The sequence below is a fragment of the Acidovorax sp. genome, from assembly GCF_022763525.1.
Lineage (GTDB): Bacteria > Pseudomonadota > Gammaproteobacteria > Burkholderiales > Burkholderiaceae_C > Acidovorax.
The window spans coordinates 1-15,598 of record NZ_JALEGG010000234.1 but is presented as its reverse complement, the minus strand read 5'-3'; the positions used below and the strand labels follow the sequence as shown (position 1 = coordinate 15,598).

Annotated in this window: 13 protein-coding genes; 10 read left to right on the top strand and 3 right to left on the bottom strand. The window is 64.4% G+C overall.

The features are described from left to right. Nucleotides 1-301: 301 nt before the first annotated feature. The 7 genes from MRY84_RS17950 to MRY84_RS17920 all read left to right on the top strand — a co-directional run bounded on the left by MRY84_RS17950 (nucleotide 302) and on the right by MRY84_RS17920 (nucleotide 9,899). Nucleotides 302-922: a hypothetical protein gene (locus tag MRY84_RS17950; RefSeq protein ID WP_291507062.1), complete on the top strand. Its 621-nt coding sequence runs from the start codon at nucleotides 302-304 to the stop codon at nucleotides 920-922. A 108-nt stretch (nucleotides 923-1,030) separates the two neighbouring features. Further along, nucleotides 1,031-1,648, top strand: coding sequence for a hypothetical protein (locus tag MRY84_RS17945; protein WP_291507061.1), 618 nt, complete (start codon nucleotides 1,031-1,033; stop codon nucleotides 1,646-1,648). 90 nt (nucleotides 1,649-1,738) lie between these two features. After that, on the top strand, nucleotides 1,739-4,669 hold the full coding sequence (locus MRY84_RS17940; RefSeq protein ID WP_291507063.1) for a hypothetical protein: 2,931 nt from the start codon (nucleotides 1,739-1,741) through the stop codon (nucleotides 4,667-4,669). Next, nucleotides 4,666-5,307, top strand: coding sequence for a phage tail protein (locus MRY84_RS17935; protein ID WP_291507060.1), 642 nt, complete (start codon nucleotides 4,666-4,668; stop codon nucleotides 5,305-5,307). The genes MRY84_RS17940 and MRY84_RS17935 overlap by 4 nt, the downstream gene beginning before the upstream one ends. Before the next feature lie 43 nt (nucleotides 5,308-5,350). After that, a complete protein-coding gene (locus tag MRY84_RS17930; RefSeq protein ID WP_291507059.1) occupies nucleotides 5,351-6,760 on the top strand; it encodes a hypothetical protein in 1,410 nt (469 codons plus the stop codon). Next, nucleotides 6,747-7,604, top strand: coding sequence for an FkbM family methyltransferase (locus MRY84_RS17925; protein WP_291507058.1), 858 nt, complete (start codon nucleotides 6,747-6,749; stop codon nucleotides 7,602-7,604). The genes MRY84_RS17930 and MRY84_RS17925 overlap by 14 nt, the downstream gene beginning before the upstream one ends. Further along, complete coding sequence (locus tag MRY84_RS17920; protein WP_291507057.1) at nucleotides 7,605-9,899, top strand: glycosyltransferase family A protein; 2,295 nt, start codon at nucleotides 7,605-7,607, stop codon at nucleotides 9,897-9,899. Nucleotides 9,900-9,925: 26 nt separating this feature from the next. On the opposite strand, the gene MRY84_RS17915 is transcribed toward MRY84_RS17920, so the two are convergent. Further along, a complete protein-coding gene (locus MRY84_RS17915; RefSeq protein ID WP_291507056.1) occupies nucleotides 9,926-11,437 on the bottom strand; it encodes a protein kinase in 1,512 nt (503 codons plus the stop codon). Between the two features lie 17 nt (nucleotides 11,438-11,454). Further along, a complete protein-coding gene (locus MRY84_RS17910; protein WP_291507055.1) occupies nucleotides 11,455-12,450 on the bottom strand; it encodes an FHA domain-containing protein in 996 nt (331 codons plus the stop codon). Between the two features lie 532 nt (nucleotides 12,451-12,982). Here MRY84_RS17910 and MRY84_RS17905 point away from each other — a divergent pair. The 3 genes from MRY84_RS17905 to MRY84_RS17895 all read left to right on the top strand — a co-directional run bounded on the left by MRY84_RS17905 (nucleotide 12,983) and on the right by MRY84_RS17895 (nucleotide 14,705). Then, the gene (locus MRY84_RS17905) at nucleotides 12,983-13,651 is read left to right on the top strand and encodes a hypothetical protein (protein ID WP_291507054.1); all 669 of its coding nucleotides are present in this window, start codon (nucleotides 12,983-12,985) and stop codon (nucleotides 13,649-13,651) included. A gap of 4 nt (nucleotides 13,652-13,655) precedes the next feature. Then, nucleotides 13,656-14,294 carry a GH25 family lysozyme gene (locus MRY84_RS17900; RefSeq protein ID WP_291507053.1) on the top strand — a complete coding sequence of 213 codons (639 nt, stop codon included), beginning with the start codon at nucleotides 13,656-13,658 and terminating at the stop codon, nucleotides 14,292-14,294. Nucleotides 14,295-14,381: 87 nt separating this feature from the next. Further along, nucleotides 14,382-14,705, top strand: coding sequence for a hypothetical protein (locus tag MRY84_RS17895; protein WP_291507052.1), 324 nt, complete (start codon nucleotides 14,382-14,384; stop codon nucleotides 14,703-14,705). 67 nt (nucleotides 14,706-14,772) lie between these two features. Here the strand turns inward: MRY84_RS17895 and MRY84_RS17890 are convergent. Next, on the bottom strand, nucleotides 14,773-15,598 hold an 826-nt coding region (locus MRY84_RS17890), incomplete at its 5' end, for a hypothetical protein (protein ID WP_291507051.1).

Below are 15,598 nucleotides of genomic sequence, written 5' to 3'. Positions count from 1 at the left end.
GAACCCACGGTAGTGTTGCCACTACGCCTGATTTCGAGTCAGGTACATTCGACCACTCTGCCACCTCTCCTGTGTGTCGAAGCCTGCGAGTATAGCAAGATTTGCAGGGATGCCAGCGCTTCTACCATCCGTTCCCACGAAATGCGGTCATCTGCCGTAGCGCCAGCGCGCGCCTTCGGAGGGGCTTCCTGCCTGTAATTGTCTGTAATCGCTTTGCTTTTGGGGCATGCCTACAGTCGCATCACTGCTTCAAAACGCAGTGCAAAGCAACCCAGCGACAGGACATCAGGTAGGAGTCCCCATGGATATCAAGCTGCGATTTGTGAACCAGTCCCGCGACGGCAATAGGTCGGAGGTGGTGATGTATCAGAAGAACCAGCTCACCAGCATGGCCTCGCTGGCAATCGCCTGGAAGGTGATCCGGTTCTGCGGACGGGACTGCTACCACCCCTTTGTCTTCCCGGCGGGTTTCGAGGTGGCGGTTGCCGATGAGTACGGCAATTTTTCACCCCGCGTGGCCGCGGAAAACGGGCAGATGCTCCGGCTGGAGTCCACCGCATCGGGTGCCCGGCGCCTGCGGCATGTGGGTCCGGCCAGCGCCTCCAATGAACTTGATGTGCTCAACGACCTGGGCCAAGGCGCGGTCAATGTCTGCATCTTCAGGGATGGCCGCATGGTGGGCATGAAGACGGCCGTCACGCCGGGCCAGAAGGCGGTTTTCCAGTACCAGCCGGTGCTCTGGATCGGGGCGGCCTCCCAGATTGCGCAGGGCACGGCGATCAGCTCTGCCGTCATGAGCAGTGTCAACACCGAGCTGTCACTGCTGGGCATTGCCAGTGCGGACATCGTGATGTCGGGCGGCGGGCCGGGCGAGGGCTCCACGCCCTACGAATTCAATCTCGAGAACATCGTGCAGAGCTGACCGTTCGGGCAGGTCTGCACCCACAGGGTTCGCCTTCCGGGCTGCAAGGCCGGGGGCAAACGGGCAACGCATGCGCGTTGCCATCACTTCCACCAACAGGAGAAACTCATGGGCGTTCAACTCAATTTCATCAACAACTCCAACGACACGAACAACTCGGAAGTCGTGATCTTCCAGAAGAATGTCGCCACCAATTTCGACGAGCTGGCGGTGGCCTGGCAGGTCATCAAGTACTGTGGCCAGGGCGACAACCATCCGTTCACGTTCCCCATGGGCATGCAGGTGGGGGCCAGCGACAGCTACGGCAACTACACGCCGCAGCTGGATGCCCAGAACGGCGAGCTGTTCCAGATGAGCCTGACGACTTCCGGCGACCGACTCGTGCGCGCCGGCAGCGGCACCAGCTCCAAGGAAGTGCAGGTGCTCAACGCGCTGCCCAAGGGGGCGATCAACGCCAGCTGCTACAAGGACGGGAAGCTCCTGGCCATCAAGACCTCCATCGCGCCCCAGCAAAAGGCGGTGTTCGAGTTCAAGCCCACCATCTGGATTGGCGTGGCCTCCCAGGTCGTGCAGGGCCAGGTCATGAACTCGGCCATCATCTCCAACATCAACACCGAGCTGTCGCTGCTGGGCATTGCCAGCGCGGACATCGTGATGACCGGTGGTGGCCCTGGCGCCAACTCCACGCCGTTCGCGTTCAACCTCGAAAACATTGTGATGTGCTGAAGCGGAGCGTCGGCGCGGGGGGCTGTTGAGCCCCCTGCGCCGATGCTTCGCAGCCTTTGCAGTCCACCCAGGAAGCATGCCGTGAACGAAATGGTCCAAAGAAGATGGAGCGCCATGGATGGCTGTCTGGTCTTCGACATCACCATCAACCGTGCGCCCCACGACGATGTTCCTTCCTGCGCCAGTGTGTCCTGCGGTTCGGGCGATTCCGAGATCCAACGGGTCACCGTCACCAGACACTGGCCCGCACAGCCCTTTGAATTCAAGTTTTCCTCGGGCTGTTATGTGTCGGGCTACCTGCAGCAGAAAACGCCGGTGCACATCGATGGCGTTCCCAACACAGCCATCTTTGCAGACATCCACTACGGAATGCGGGGGCAAGCGGATGACCACCACTTCGAAGGCATCATGGCTGCGTGCCCCATGCGCGGCCCCGTTCCACCCCCCCAGCCTCCCGGTCCGCGGCCACCCGCTCCCACGCCGGTGGTGCCGGCCCCGCCGGTCGATCCGGTCGAGCCATTGCCCGTCCTCCACAGCCATGCGGAGGAGCTGTTTCCTTATGTGTACGTGCGCCGCTGGCCCAAGATCACGGCCTCGGACCTTTTGTATGGCTTTGTCCAGTACGCCGGGGCAAGCCCGCCGGATGGCAGCTTTTTTGAAGGACTGGTAGCAGCGCGCAACCAAGGCCGCGAAGCCATGCAGTCCCTGGCGCTGCGTTTCATTGACGGAGACGCCCCCTACCAGGGGCTCTTCATCGGAGACCTGGACCACTTCCCTGGACCCATCGGCCAGTTTGCATCCTTGCTGGCGCAGCTGCCCCTGCCGCATGACAAGCCGCTGGAATGGTTGGCGGCTGCGCATGTGCAAGTCACGCAGTTGCTGCACCGGTACGCCCTGACCTGGGACTACCTGGAGTCCGAAAGCTACCTGCAGGCTCTGGACAGGGTCTGGCAGAGTTACTTCGCCCTGGTGATCACCCTGGGGTATGACACAGCCTTGCTCGGCGGATTGACTCACACCTTGCGGCTGGCCCACCTGATTGAGGTGGCATGGCGGCCCGATGTTGGGGCCAACACCGCCACGGGCGCTGCGCCAGCGGCCCCGCAGCCGGCCTCCATCAATGCAGCGCAGATTGCGTCGCTGCGCGAGGCCACCGTGGTGCTGCCGGCGCCGGTGTTTCCTTTGCCACCGGCCCGCGCCGCAGACAGATCTCCGCCCGTGGCACCTGAAGGCTGGATCGAACCCTATGCCATTGGCGACCTGCAGATGGTGCGCCAGCGCCTGCTGCGCTACCAGAGCGGAGAGATCGCGCGCATAGAAAACGTGATGCGCGGTGAGCGCCGGGAGGTCACGCACAAACGCACCCACCGGCAAAAGGATGAGCAAAAGCAGACGCTGGCCGAGATGCAGGTCCTGCAAAACGATGCCGCGGACGAACGCAGCAATCTGCAGGAAGAGTCGCGCAAGACCGTGGCCGAGGCGACCGAGACCCACCAGTACAACAAGTTCACGAGCAGCTACGGCCCGCCCACGCAGGCCACCCTGGACGGTTCCTGGACCAAGGCCCTGCAGCAAGGCACCAACCCGGGACTGGACGACACCACCCGCTTTGCGCGCGACATCCTGAACAAGACGGTCAACCGCATCAGCCGCAGCGTGAGCCAAACGCGCTTCAGCAGCACGATGAGCCAGACCGAGGATGCGGTGGTCAGCCTGATCGACAACACCGCTGGCACCCGGAACATGCGCGCCGTGTTCCGCTGGGTGAACAAGGTATACGAGGCATGTGTCGTGAACTACGGCCAGCGGTTGATGATGGAGTTCCTGGTGCGCCAGCCGGCAGCGGACTTCATTGCACAGGAGCAGGCGCTGGCGGGGCAGGACTTCGCCAAGCCGGTGCCGCCGCTGCAACTGGGGGTTGCCACCTTTGAGGACATCAGGGTCGACGGCCCGCGCAACTACGCACAGCTGGGGGCCTACTACGGCGTGTTGGACCTGGAGCCGCCCCCGCTGGCGGAACGATTCGCCTCGGCCACCTTGCGCAGCGGGGAAGAAAAGCAGATCGCCGTTCCCGCAGGCTATGGCGCCACCCAGGCCTTTGTCAGCTGGGTGGGGGCGTCCCCCGGTCAGCCGGCGCCTGTCGTGCTGGTGGGGCGGCAGACCGTGACCCCTGGCGCAGCGGCCAGCCCCGTGGCGCTTCACGGGGAGGACGAGACCGTGCCGTTGTCCGTGATGGACTACCCACCCGGTGTCTCGCCCCCTGGCGACCAGCCGGTGCAGGTCAATGTGGAGATCGGCTGCAACCCGACCCGGCGGTGCATGGACCAGTGGCGCATCCGTACCTACGCCAGCATCGTGCGTGGCTACCAGGAGCGGATGGCGGCGTACCGTGCCCGCGCCGAAGGCGGCTCGCTGTCGCCCGCACCGACCTGTTCGCCGCTGGCCCATCGGCAGATCGAGCAGCGCGAACTGAAAAATGCCTGTCTGCGCCTGTTACTGGAGCGCTTGCTGAGTCTGACGAGCATGTCCGCGGGTGCCGCGTGGGGGTCTCCACCGTCGCAATTCATGGTCAATGAGCCCCGCTATCTGCAGTTCTTCGATGAAGTGCTGGAGTGGAACGAAATGGCCTACAGCTTCTATGCCAGCCCTGGCCTGGGTGCCGCAGGCGGCGTGCCGGAGCTGGGGAGCCTCGCGGCTGACGACGACTCCCTGTTCGCCAGTTTCTTGCAGGCTGGCCAGGCGCGCGTGTTGCTGCCCGTGCAGCCAGCGCACGTCATGGCCTTTCTGTACTTCTATTCGGCGGGCATGCTCTGGAGCGCCCCGGATGGCCAAACGCCCGTTCATGCGGACGACATTGCACTGGTCAACGACCTTCAGCGTGCAGGGGCCCGGCACCAGGGGCCTGCGCACCGCCTGGGGCCATGCTGGCAGGTGGTGGTGCCTACGTCCATGCAGGTGCTGGATGCGCCAGACGACGATGCGGGGGCGAACCTGCCCGCCGTGGGAGGGGCTGCGCCATGATCGTGACACCGGGGGCTGCCAGCCCCTTCTTCAGCCGGCCGGGTTTTGGCGACCTGCCCGTGGGTTCGGTGACGGCGTTTGCCGGCACGTTGGGGCCGCCCGATAGCGCGAGCCCGGCCGCAGCGGTGAGCCCCGCCGCTTACACCACCAGTCCCCTGGAGGCGTGGGGCTGGATGGTTTGCGATGGCCGGTCACTGCCCTGCGCGGGCTACCCCGAACTGTTTGCCGTGCTGGGCTACGTGTACGGCGGCGCCGATGACCACTTCAACATCCCCGACTACCGCGGCTATTTCCTTCGCGGCGTCGGCACAGGCACCCACAACGACCCCGACATCGGCCAGCGCAGCAAACCGCCGGGCGGCCAGGGAGTGAGCGACGGCGTGGGTTCCATTCAGCCATTTGCCGTGCAGGCGCACGAGCACACCTACAGCAGCGCACCAGCTCCTTCGGCCACGTCCCCCAGTGGGACCGCAGCGGGGGCGCCCAGCGTCACCAGCACGCTGACGACTGGCGGGCCGGTTGCGGGCACTGGCCAGACCCAGGCGGTGCAGGTGAGTCCGAACGAGACGCGGCCCCTCAATGTGTACGTCAACTACCTCATCAAGTTCACCTACGGACTTTTTCCGCTCTTGAGATGACCGCGCGCGCATCCCCCAGAACCCTTTCCAAGGAGAAAATTGCATGGCCTACACCAACATCCAATTCATCGGCTACGTGCTCGACACGGCGCCCCCGGTGAACCCCGATGGATCCAAGACCTATCTGGGGTTGAACGACCCAAAGCTCGACATTGAGGCGCGCTGCGAGGTGATGCTCCGCGCCATGCAGACGGCCCGGGATGCACTGCCGCAGACGTCCCCGCCGGCGCCCGAGGGGGAGACCCTGAAGGTCTTCCTGGCTCCCGAGTTCTTTTTCCGGGGTGCTTCGGGCGCTTACCAGATGGATGATGTCCAGCTCGCCATCACCGCGCTGCAGCGCATGGCGGCCGATGACCAGTGGGTGGACTGGGTGTTCGTGTTCGGCACCATTTTGGGCGCGTCGTCTGCCACCCTGCAGGCGCCTCCCTACGACGTCGATCCGCTCGCCAGCACCGAGATCTACAACTTTGCGCTGGTGCAGCAAGGGGGCATTGCTGCCCAGGGCGATGCGGGGGCGCGGACGGTGATGAAGGAGTTGATGTCGGGCGTGGATTTCATCGCCACCGCTGCGAATCCGGGCGGCCTGTTGCTCGGCGACGTGGAGCATTGGGCCGCATCGACCGGCAGCGGGCTGGGTCGTGAGCAGCAAGAGGTCAACTATGACGGTGCCGGCGTGTTCGAGCTGGCAGGCATCACGTGGGGGCTGGAGGTCTGCCTGGATCACAGCGGCACGGTGCGCCGGCTGCAGAGGTCGCCGCAGCTGCCGGGCCAGAAGTTGATTCAGGTGCAGGTGGTGCCATCGTGCGGCATGGGCATACAGGCCCCCAGCGTCATCACGCAGGCGGGCGGCTATGTCTTCAATTGCGATGGCTCGGGCGCGGCAAGCCACTCCACCCTTGTGCAGCAGGTGCCGCCGCTGGCCAATGTGCCCATGCTTTGCAGTGCGCCGGTCAGCGATGCCGATGTCGCACTGCAAGGCACTTCGCCGGTGGAGGATGTGGCTGTCACCGCCCTGTACGCCAGTGGTCCGGGAGTGGTCAATATTTATCCGGTAGTCGCCTTGCCTGCCCAGCAGGCGGTGGCCGGCAATACCGTGTGCCTGGATTGGCCCGCCAGCCCCGACTACCGTTTCATCTTCCAGCTGGTCTACAACAGCAGCGGCAATTTCGTGACGCTGGTGTGTGAAATACGCTGCAAGAAAGCCAACTTCTACGGGAACAACTATTTCCTGCCGCTTTCGCTGCAGACGCAGGACTCGTGGAAGCAGGATGTGCGCATCCAGATGAACCTGGTGGCGGGCAGCAGCCCCTATGCCGGCGCCGTATGGTGCAAGATCAACGTGCCGGGGTTCATCTTTGAAGGCAATGCCTTCGAGTTCAGCGCCACATATGGCGGCCCCGCGCCGTTCACCATCTGGCAGTCCACGGACGGCCTCGGCGATGAAAACCCCTGATCCTGGCGCGGAGAGCGCACTGCATGCTCTGAGCGTGTCGGTGGGGCCTCAGTCCTTCCAGGTGCGAGCCAGCGCGGCTCGCAGTGCGTTCTGGCAACGGTTGCAGGCCGGGGCATGGGAGCCACAGACCTTCGAGGTCTTCCGGCGCTTCCTTCGGCCAGACCGCTCATACATCGACCTGGGCGCCTGGATTGGCCCTACGGTGCTCTATGGTGCGGCACTGTCGCGCTGCGTGCACGCCGTGGAGCCCGACCCGGTGGCGTTTGCGGAACTGGGCCGCAACGTGCAAGCCAACCCCGGGCTGTGCAAAAAAATACACCTTTACTCCTTCGGCATTGGCGCGGAGTCCGGTCCGCTGCGACTCTATGCCGGCGGTCTTTACTACGCCGGGCACAGCGAGTTCGGGGACAGCATGTCGGGCGTGCTGGCTTCGCCGGATGCGGCTGGCCAGCCCTGCCACGAGGCGCAGGGCGTGGACATGGAGCGATTTCTGGACAGGCACGCCGGAGACGACTGCAATTTCATCAAGATGGACATCGAGGGGGGCGAATACGCTGTGATTCCCGGCCTTTGGCGCCGCCTGCGGCGTTGGGGCCCGCCCACCCTCTGCGTCTCCTTCCATGCTCCGGAAGTCGCCCGGCGCGAGTCCTTGGTGTGGGCCTGCATAGAAGAGCTGCTGTTGTGCTACCCGCGCTTTCATGCGGCTGCCGACACCAAGGCCGTGGCGCTTGAGGAATTGGCGGAGGCGGTGCTTGACTGGAGCGACGAAGCCCCTGGCAGCCCCTGGCGAAAGCTGGAAGCGGTGCTGGGAGCGGGTCTGGTGGCTACCAGCGAGGAGTGGTGAATGACAGCTGCACAGAATCGCCAGATCCTGATTGGGGTGCATGTGACGGGGGCTGGCGAAGGCTTGGCCGCCACGCTTTGCAGTGTTTTCGAGAACACGCCGCTGCCCTTTGGGCTGCGGATTCTGCCGGACGGCGTCTTGGCATCCCAGGCCCCGGCCTTGCAGCAACTTCGACTTGCCCCTGTGGCCCTTGTTCAGGGGGCCTTCCCGGCGCAGCCGGGAGCAGCCGCCTGCTTCAACCAACTGGTGAGCGAGCCCGCCGATATCTACGTGTTTCTGGAAAACGGCGCGCGCGTCTGCCCTGGCTGGCTGGAGCTGATCTTGGCGGCGCTGGACAGCGATGCCAGTCATGGGTTGGCGGGCCCCTCCACCAACCGAGGCTGGAACGAGCAGGCCGTGGCGCCAGGCTGCGGTAGCACCCAGGAAGCGCTGTGGGATCAGGCGGACGCCTTGCTGGCTCGCTACGGCAATGCCTGCGTGCCGCTGGCACCCCTGCACAGCCTTGCAGACTTCTGCTACGTGGTGAAGAACGAGGTAGTGGCCGCGATTGGCGCGGCGGACACGGCATACACCCAGGGCCCCTGCTGGGAGATGGACTACAACGTGCGTGCCGCCCGCGCCGGCTTCCTGGGCGTCTGGGTGCAGGGCGCCTTCGTGCACCGTGCATCCCGTTGCGCGGTGCTGGCGCCTGTCCACGATGGACTGCTGGAGGCCAACAAACGGCTGTACCAGGACCGGTTCTGTGCCTGGCGCAGCGAGAGCCACCCGCAGGCGCCGCCCTACCACGGCCACTGCGCAGGAGACGATTGCCGCTACTTTGCCGTGCCGCAGCAGATGCGCATCTTTGTGCCATTGCCCGGCCATGTGGTACCTGCGCTGCAGGTGCCCGAAAGCCCCACACCCTCGCCGCCCTTGCTGAGCTGTGTCATGCCCACGCGGGGGCGTGCCGCCTTTGTTGCGCAGTCGATCCGCTACTTCCAGCGGCAGGAATACCCCGCGCTGGAGCTCATCATCGTCTACGAGCAAGAGTCTGACCTTCCCGCCGGTATCGACGATCCACGCATCCGCTGCATCCGCACGCCGGCCCGCACCAGCATCGGTGCCAAGCGCAATGAAGCAGTGCGCTTGGCGCGGGGCGAGCTGATCGCGCATTGGGACGATGACGACTGGTACAGCCCGCAGCGCTTGAGCCGCCAGGCCGCCCCCATTCTGCACAACCTGGCAGACGTCACCGGGCTCAACGACATGTTGTTCATGGCCAGGCCGCTGGGCGAGTTCTGGGCGAGCAGCCGGGCGCTGTTTCGGCGAATGTTTGTCGAAAACGTGAGTGGTGGCACCCTCGTCTTCAGGCGCAGCCTGTGGGAGCGCCAGGGACGGTATCCCGATACATCGCTGCGGGAGGATGCGGATTTCCTGCTGAAGATCCTGCGGGGCGGAGCGCGCCTGTGCCGCATCTCGGGGCGATCGCTGTGCATCTATGTGCGCCACGATGGCAACACCTGGAAGTTCAGGGAAGGCCATTATTTGCAGCAGGCCGCCTGGACCCTCGTTCCTGTACCGGACTGCCTGCCGGACGAAGACCGAGGCTTTTACTTTCCTGCCGCCCCTGACGGTGCGGCTGAAACAGGCGGCCCGCAGGCGCCCGCGATGCCAATGGTGTCGTGCATCATGCCCACGGCGGACCGGCGCGAGTTTGTGCCACAGGCCATTCGGAACTTCCTGGCGCAGGACTATGAACCTCGTGAACTGATCGTGCTGGACGACGGTCGTGACAGCGTGGCCGATCTCATCCCATCGCACGGCGCCATCCGCTACCTCCGCCTGGACCGCAAGTCCACCATCGGCGCCAAGCGCAACATTGCCTGCGAGCTGGCGCGTGGCGAGGTGATCGCGCACTGGGATGACGACGACTGGATGGCGCCCACCTGGCTCAGTTCGCAGGTCAAGACCTTGCGCAGCCAGGGGGCCGACATCTGCGGCCTGGACAAGGTGTTCTTCTACGCGCCAGGTGCGCGGCGGGCCTGGCAGTATGTGTACGACGGTCGCACGCCCTGGGTGTGTGGCGGCACGCTGTGCTACCTGCGGGAGTTTTGGCGCAGTGCCCCATTTGCAGATATCGACGTGGGGGAGGACAACGCGTTTGTATGGTCGGTGCGGAGCAAGCGCATTGCCACCAACCCCGATCAGCATCTGTATGTGGCCCGCGTCCACGATCGCAACACCAGCTTCAAAGATACCTGGGGCCGGCGCTGGCACAGCTACCCGGTGGAGCATGTCGAGAAGCTCATTTGCTGAATCGCTATCGCTGACTTCGCGGAGCCTTACGGGTGGGTGGCTGGTGCCAGCCGATAGACCGGCTCGGGTTCCGGGGGATGGGTCTCGCTGGCTCTGGCGTACGCTTCCATTTTCACGCGGCCGGCCAGTTCGTGGTGCGCGCGGTGGCTCAGCAGAACCGTCCCGGGGCCGGCCAGGCTGTTCAGGTGCAGTGTCACGTTGGCTGCGTGGTAGCTGTCTAGGAGCTCACCTTGGGACTGCAGGGTGGCCGTGTGCATGCTTCCCGATATTTCCAGGCGCACTCCATGCTGCACCTCCAGCATGCGGCTTCTACGTTGCACGCGGATGCACAGGTCCTGTGCCAGGGCCGCGGCCTGCTGCAGGTTCTGTGCGCTGCTGGGGCCCTGCTCGAAGTGGAACAGCATGCAGTCGCCTAAGGTCCCCGCGCCGTGGCCCTGGCCCGACTGCACGGCATTGGCGCACCAGCGCAGTTGCTGCTCGCGGATATCCTGCAGATCGGACAATGCCAGCGATGCGTCGCGGGCGGGGTACAGGCGCAGAGTCAGGCACAGGATGGCGCGAGAGGGGGCTGCGTGGGTTCGAGGCCTGGGGCGTTCCAGCGAGTCCATGGTGGCGCGCAGCGCCTGCCCGGATGCGGCGTGGGCTGCGGGGATGGACCTCGCCACTGGGCTGGGTCTGCGGGGCGGGGCCGCATGCGCCAGGCACCGGGCGAGGTCTCCGTACAGCTGCACGGCATCAGAGGTGCGAAGCTGCACGTCCTTTTGCAATGCCTGCTGCAGCAACGCTCCCAGCGGAGTGTCTTGCAGTTCCTCGGGCAACGGGACAGCATCCATGCTCATCTGGCGTTGCAGCACCTCTGTCAGGCTGGAGCCCTGGATGCTCGGCCGGGAGCTCAGGCACTCCACGAACATCAAGGCCCAGGCATAGATGTCTGTGGCCGGCCCGCATGCCTCGCCGCGCAGTTGTTCTGGCGCGCAGTAGGCGGGCGTGCCTTCGGCCCCTGTAGTGAATTGGGGCTCTCCACGGTGGCTGGCCAGCCCGAAGTCGAGCACCTTGGCGTGCAAGGTGGTGCCGCTGGAAACCACCATCACGTTCTCTGGCTTCAGGTCACGGTGCACGATGTGGTGGGCATGAAAGAAGGCCAGGGCATCGAGCACCTGCGCCATCAGCCCTGCTGTGTCCGGCAATGACAGCTTGCCTTGGCGCTGCAGAAACTCGCGCAGCGTTTCACCAGCCACGTACTCCAGCACGGCAAACGGCACGCCTTCCCGGGCCAGACCTTTGTCGATGAGCCGGACCACGTGGATGTGTTGCAACAGGGCCAGCACCCGGGTTTCCTGGTGCAGCCGCTGGTGCACACGCCGCCGATTGGCGGGGTCGCGCGCGGCCGGGGTGCTCGGAATCTTGATGGCCACGAACTGGCCGGTACTGCGCTGCCTGGCCTTGAAGATCTGGCCTGACGCGCCCTGGCCCAGCAAACCCAGAGATTGGTAGCCCGGCACACCCACGGGGAAACCGTGCGTGGGCACTCGTGTCATTGCGATGGGGCGCAGGCTCAGGCCACAAGCGACTCTTCAGCGTGGATCTGGCTGACCAGTGCCAAGGGGTCGAAATCGGCTTCCAGCTGCGTACCCCGCAGGATGCGAAAGCACAGGCTGCCAAAGCGCAATGAGCCCCGGCGCCGCTCGATCAGCTCGGGGACGTGGGTGTCGCCTGGCAGGGCCAGGGCAAGTTGTTTGCGCATGCGGAATATCTGGATGTTGAGGTGCCCAGGCTCCACCCCCAGCATCTTCGCCAGACGCTCCAGCTCGACCCAGCCGTGGGCCTGGCTGTCCCGATGGCGCTGTGCATCGGCCCATCGCAAGCGCGCCAAGGTCAGCAGGGCGTAGTGGTGTGTGCGCTCGCCCAGGTCGAACTGACGGTCTGCCTCCTGCACCTGAAGGCGCACATGCTCTTCATCCAGGCTCACGTTGAAATGCAGGATCGTGCGCGGCCGGATACACGGAGCCGCGCCGACCATGGCCTCCATGGTCGAGGTCACCTCTTGCGCCGCAATGAAGCACCAGGTCTGGTTCGAGAATCGGATCTCGTCGCCGTCTTCCAGCACCCAGCTGCCCTGAGGGGTGGTGCACATCCACCGGCCTTGTTCGGCGCAGTGGATGGACACCTCGGCGTGCTCGCCCTGAGGCAGCAGATTGGACCGCTCCAGCGGCACAGGGGCGCTGTCGTGGCCCAGAGGCCAGAGCAGATTCGACGGGGCTGCGATGTCTTCCACGACCCAGGTGGAGCTGGCTTCACCCCCGAAACTGATGACGTTTCCCACGCGCAGTGAAAAGGCGCCGCTGTGGGTCAGCCGTGCGCCATCCAGCAGGGTTCCATTGCGGCTGTGGTCGTGCAGTTCCCATGCAGTGCCTGTCCAGCGGATGGAGGCATGCAGTTGCGAGGCATCCGGGCTTTCCAGCAAGGTGTCCGAAGAACGGCCTCGCCCAAACACGTGGAGTGTCCGCAAATGGATCTTGCGCTGGGTTGCTCGGTTTTTCAGGATTGCCATCAGTCACCCCTCATTTCTTCCTCGTCACACCTTGCGGCGCGGTTTCCTTTAGCCCCGCGCATGGCTGAATGTGATGCCACGCAGGCCGTGGCATGCCGCTGCTGCGATCGCCTGGCGGGATACCGCTTGGCAGCCGGCGCCGGTTTCCTCCCCGCGCGTTCGCCAAGAATCCCGATGCAGCCCAAAGAGTGTGTTGGCGCCGTCTTCCCCACGCAACTACCAAATCTGGTAGTTAACGTTTGGTTTGCAATTGCGCGGCATCGAAATGCACGCCCCTCCTCGGCAAGGCATCGCCAGCAGCCCTGCCACGGACCTGCATTTCGACCGTGCTGCGTGCAGTGCCAAGCAGTTTTTTTGTTGACCGCAGCGGCGCCATGGCTCCGTAAACCTTCCATCACAGCGGCGCGCACAGTGGCGTGCTGACAGGCGTGGCCTGTAATGGCCTGTAATCGCCAAGCCGGAAGGCGACTCCCACAATTTGTCCAGCGAGATGGCGTGTGCCATCCGCGCCAATTCATTGACGGAGAAAACCATGCCTTACCTGTCTGATGCTCAACGCAATCTGCTGGCGCCCCCTGTCGGGCCGCATCCTCGCAACGGTGCCACGGTGCCGACTTCGCAGCAGGCGCCGTTTGTGAACGCCGCGTGCTGGGGTTGGGCGTTGAATGGCGAATATGTGAATGCCAACGACCCCTACGCAGCCACCACCATCTATACCTCGGACGACGGCGCTTTCGTGTTCAATGCGCAACGTGTTCCCACCGGTCTGAATGCAGCATTTTTTGCGGTCACCGACGTGGTCTTCCCGCAGACAGTGCAGTACCACACCACATTGACCGCCAACTTCGCCAATGCACTGGGTGGCAACGTGGCGGCACAGGATGCCTGCCGTGTTGCGCTGATGAAGCTCACGGCAGAACTCAATGGGCACGCGGTGTTGCCCGACAACGGCTCCGCCGTCTACACCATGGTCATGAAATCACCGAGCTGGTACGGCTGGTGCCATTGGGGCATTGGCATCCAGGGAGCGGGCGGTGGGGTCACGACCTACCAGCAAAAGGTCAATGGCAGTGTCGAGAACCCCAACACCCTGCAATACAACTGCGGTGTGATGTGGGATGAAGGCCAGCCGCTGACCACGACAATCCGCATCGACGGCCTGTTGCAGACACAGGTCAACATGCTCAACAACGTGGTGTGACGCCATGGCTGTGCAAACCCGTGGTATCGACGTCAGCCACTACCAGGGCGAGGTCGACTGGCCGAGCGTGGCGGGCAGCGACGTGGTCTTCTGCTTCATCAAGGCCACCGAAGGCATTGCCTATGCGGATCCGCTTTTCCGTGCCAACTGGACAGGCAGTGCGGCCGCGGGCTTGCGCCGAGGGGCTTATCACTTTGGCCATGCCGGCAGCGATGCCGTTGCCCAGGCACGGTTTTTCTACAACACCGTCAGCGCCGATGGCACGCTCGGGACTGCGGATCTGCCGCCAGTGCTGGATCTGGAAACCCTGGATGGGCAAAGCCCCGCCGAGGTCCTGCAATGGACGCTGGCATTCCTGTCCGAGACCGATGTGCTGTTCGGACGCGAGACCATGATCTACACCGACGCGGGCTTCTGGCAGGCGCTTCAGGCGCTGCCCGGTTGCCAGGCGTTGGCCTCCCGCCCATTGTGGCTGGCCGCGTATTCGGCCTTTCCGCACATACCGCCGCCTTGGTCATCCTGGACGTTCTGGCAGTACAGCGATGGCTCTGCCAACGGCGGCACTCCGGTGCCGGGCGTGGCGGGCGCCGTGGACCAGAACTGGTTCGCTGGCTCCATAGCGCAGTTGGGTTCTTTGGGCTAGTGCCCGGGTCTTCCACCAGCGCTCATACGGGCGGGGATGCTTCCCGCCAGGTCCCTTTTTCACCACCCCACCTTGAGGAGATTTGCCATGACCTTCTATACCGACGCCACTGACACCAAAAAAATCACCAGGGAGATCGAGAAAAATCTGCAGGATGAAGAGAAAGCCATTGGAGTCCTGCAGTTGATTGCCCAGCTTTGTCTGACCACCGAGCTGTCCGAGGACCCGATGACGCTATGGCTGCGTTTGCTCAGCGAAAACGGCGTGACCGCGCAGAAGTGGAAGGGCAGCGAAGCTGTCATCGAGATCTATCCCAGCGGTACCCATGGCATTGGAAAAAGCGACCGATTGTGGTTCCAGCTGGGAGAGACCTCTGTTGCTGTCATCAAGGCCTACAAGAGCGAACATTAGGCTCGTGCGCCGGGACTGGCATCAGGGGGGTAGCGCGGCGCACGGAGGGACCGCGAGCTGCAGCAGTTCACAACGGCACGCTGACACGCCCCGTGACGGTGGTGTAGCGGTACCCCCCCGTGCGGCCCGAGAACAGGGGCGCGGTGTTGCTGGCCTCCAGGCCCAAAAACCATTGCACGGCGCTGTTGCGCCGGGACGCGGCGCCCAGCGCGGCACGCCATGTCGGATCCGATGTGCCGTCAATGCGCTGCTGTCCGGCCTCCAGGCTGGCGCTCAGTACAAACGCGTCCGCCACTGCGAACCGCGATGACAGCCCCAGCGAGGCTTCATGCAGCCGCTCCGGCGAGAAGTATTCCGGGCGATACGCATGGGTGTTGTGGTAACTGCGGGTCTTCAGGTAGGCGTTCAGGCCAAAGCGTTCGCTGATCGCATAGTTCCACCGGGTGCGCAGTATGGGGCGGTTGTTGTCGTTGGAGAACAGGGCCGTACCGGCCGAGACTCCCACGTTGAACTGCTCGCTGAATGCATGGTCCATCACCAGCGCGAGCGCGGTGAAGTGCAACCCGCGGTCAATGCCGCGGATGGAGTTGACCAGGTCACGCTCGACGCTGAGCCCCAGGGACGTGCCGGCGCTCATGTGTTCCATGTAGTCCAGCCCGCCCACCCAATGCGTGGTGCCTGCCACGCGAGCGGCGCCAGCGCTGGCGTCGATGGTTCGGCTGGCATTGGCCTGCTTGTAGGTGGCCAAGCCCAGGCCGCCGCTGGCGGACCAGCCGGGTGCGTTGTAGCGCAACGCGCCGACCCGCGCACCCCAGCCTGACGCCGCGGTGTACCCCAGTGTCTGCTTACTTTCCCGGAAATCGTCCGAGTCCTGGCTGGCAAAGAAGCCACCG

Bases quoted from the DNA above. Each gene is read 5' to 3' on its own strand.
- MRY84_RS17950 (WP_291507062.1), top strand. From the start codon at position 302: ATGGATATCAAGCTGCGATTTGTGAACCAGTCCCGCGACGGCAATAGG.
- MRY84_RS17945 (WP_291507061.1), top strand. From the start codon at position 1,031: ATGGGCGTTCAACTCAATTTCATCAACAACTCCAACGACACGAACAAC.
- MRY84_RS17940 (WP_291507063.1), top strand. From the start codon at position 1,739: ATGGTCCAAAGAAGATGGAGCGCCATGGATGGCTGTCTGGTCTTCGAC.
- MRY84_RS17935 (WP_291507060.1), top strand. From the start codon at position 4,666: ATGATCGTGACACCGGGGGCTGCCAGCCCCTTCTTCAGCCGGCCGGGT.
- MRY84_RS17930 (WP_291507059.1), top strand. From the start codon at position 5,351: ATGGCCTACACCAACATCCAATTCATCGGCTACGTGCTCGACACGGCG.
- MRY84_RS17925 (WP_291507058.1), top strand. From the start codon at position 6,747: ATGAAAACCCCTGATCCTGGCGCGGAGAGCGCACTGCATGCTCTGAGC.
- MRY84_RS17920 (WP_291507057.1), top strand. From the start codon at position 7,605: ATGACAGCTGCACAGAATCGCCAGATCCTGATTGGGGTGCATGTGACG.
- MRY84_RS17915 (WP_291507056.1), bottom strand. From the start codon at position 11,437: ATGACACGAGTGCCCACGCACGGTTTCCCCGTGGGTGTGCCGGGCTAC.
- MRY84_RS17910 (WP_291507055.1), bottom strand. From the start codon at position 12,450: ATGGCAATCCTGAAAAACCGAGCAACCCAGCGCAAGATCCATTTGCGG.
- MRY84_RS17905 (WP_291507054.1), top strand. From the start codon at position 12,983: ATGCCTTACCTGTCTGATGCTCAACGCAATCTGCTGGCGCCCCCTGTC.
- MRY84_RS17900 (WP_291507053.1), top strand. From the start codon at position 13,656: ATGGCTGTGCAAACCCGTGGTATCGACGTCAGCCACTACCAGGGCGAG.
- MRY84_RS17895 (WP_291507052.1), top strand. From the start codon at position 14,382: ATGACCTTCTATACCGACGCCACTGACACCAAAAAAATCACCAGGGAG.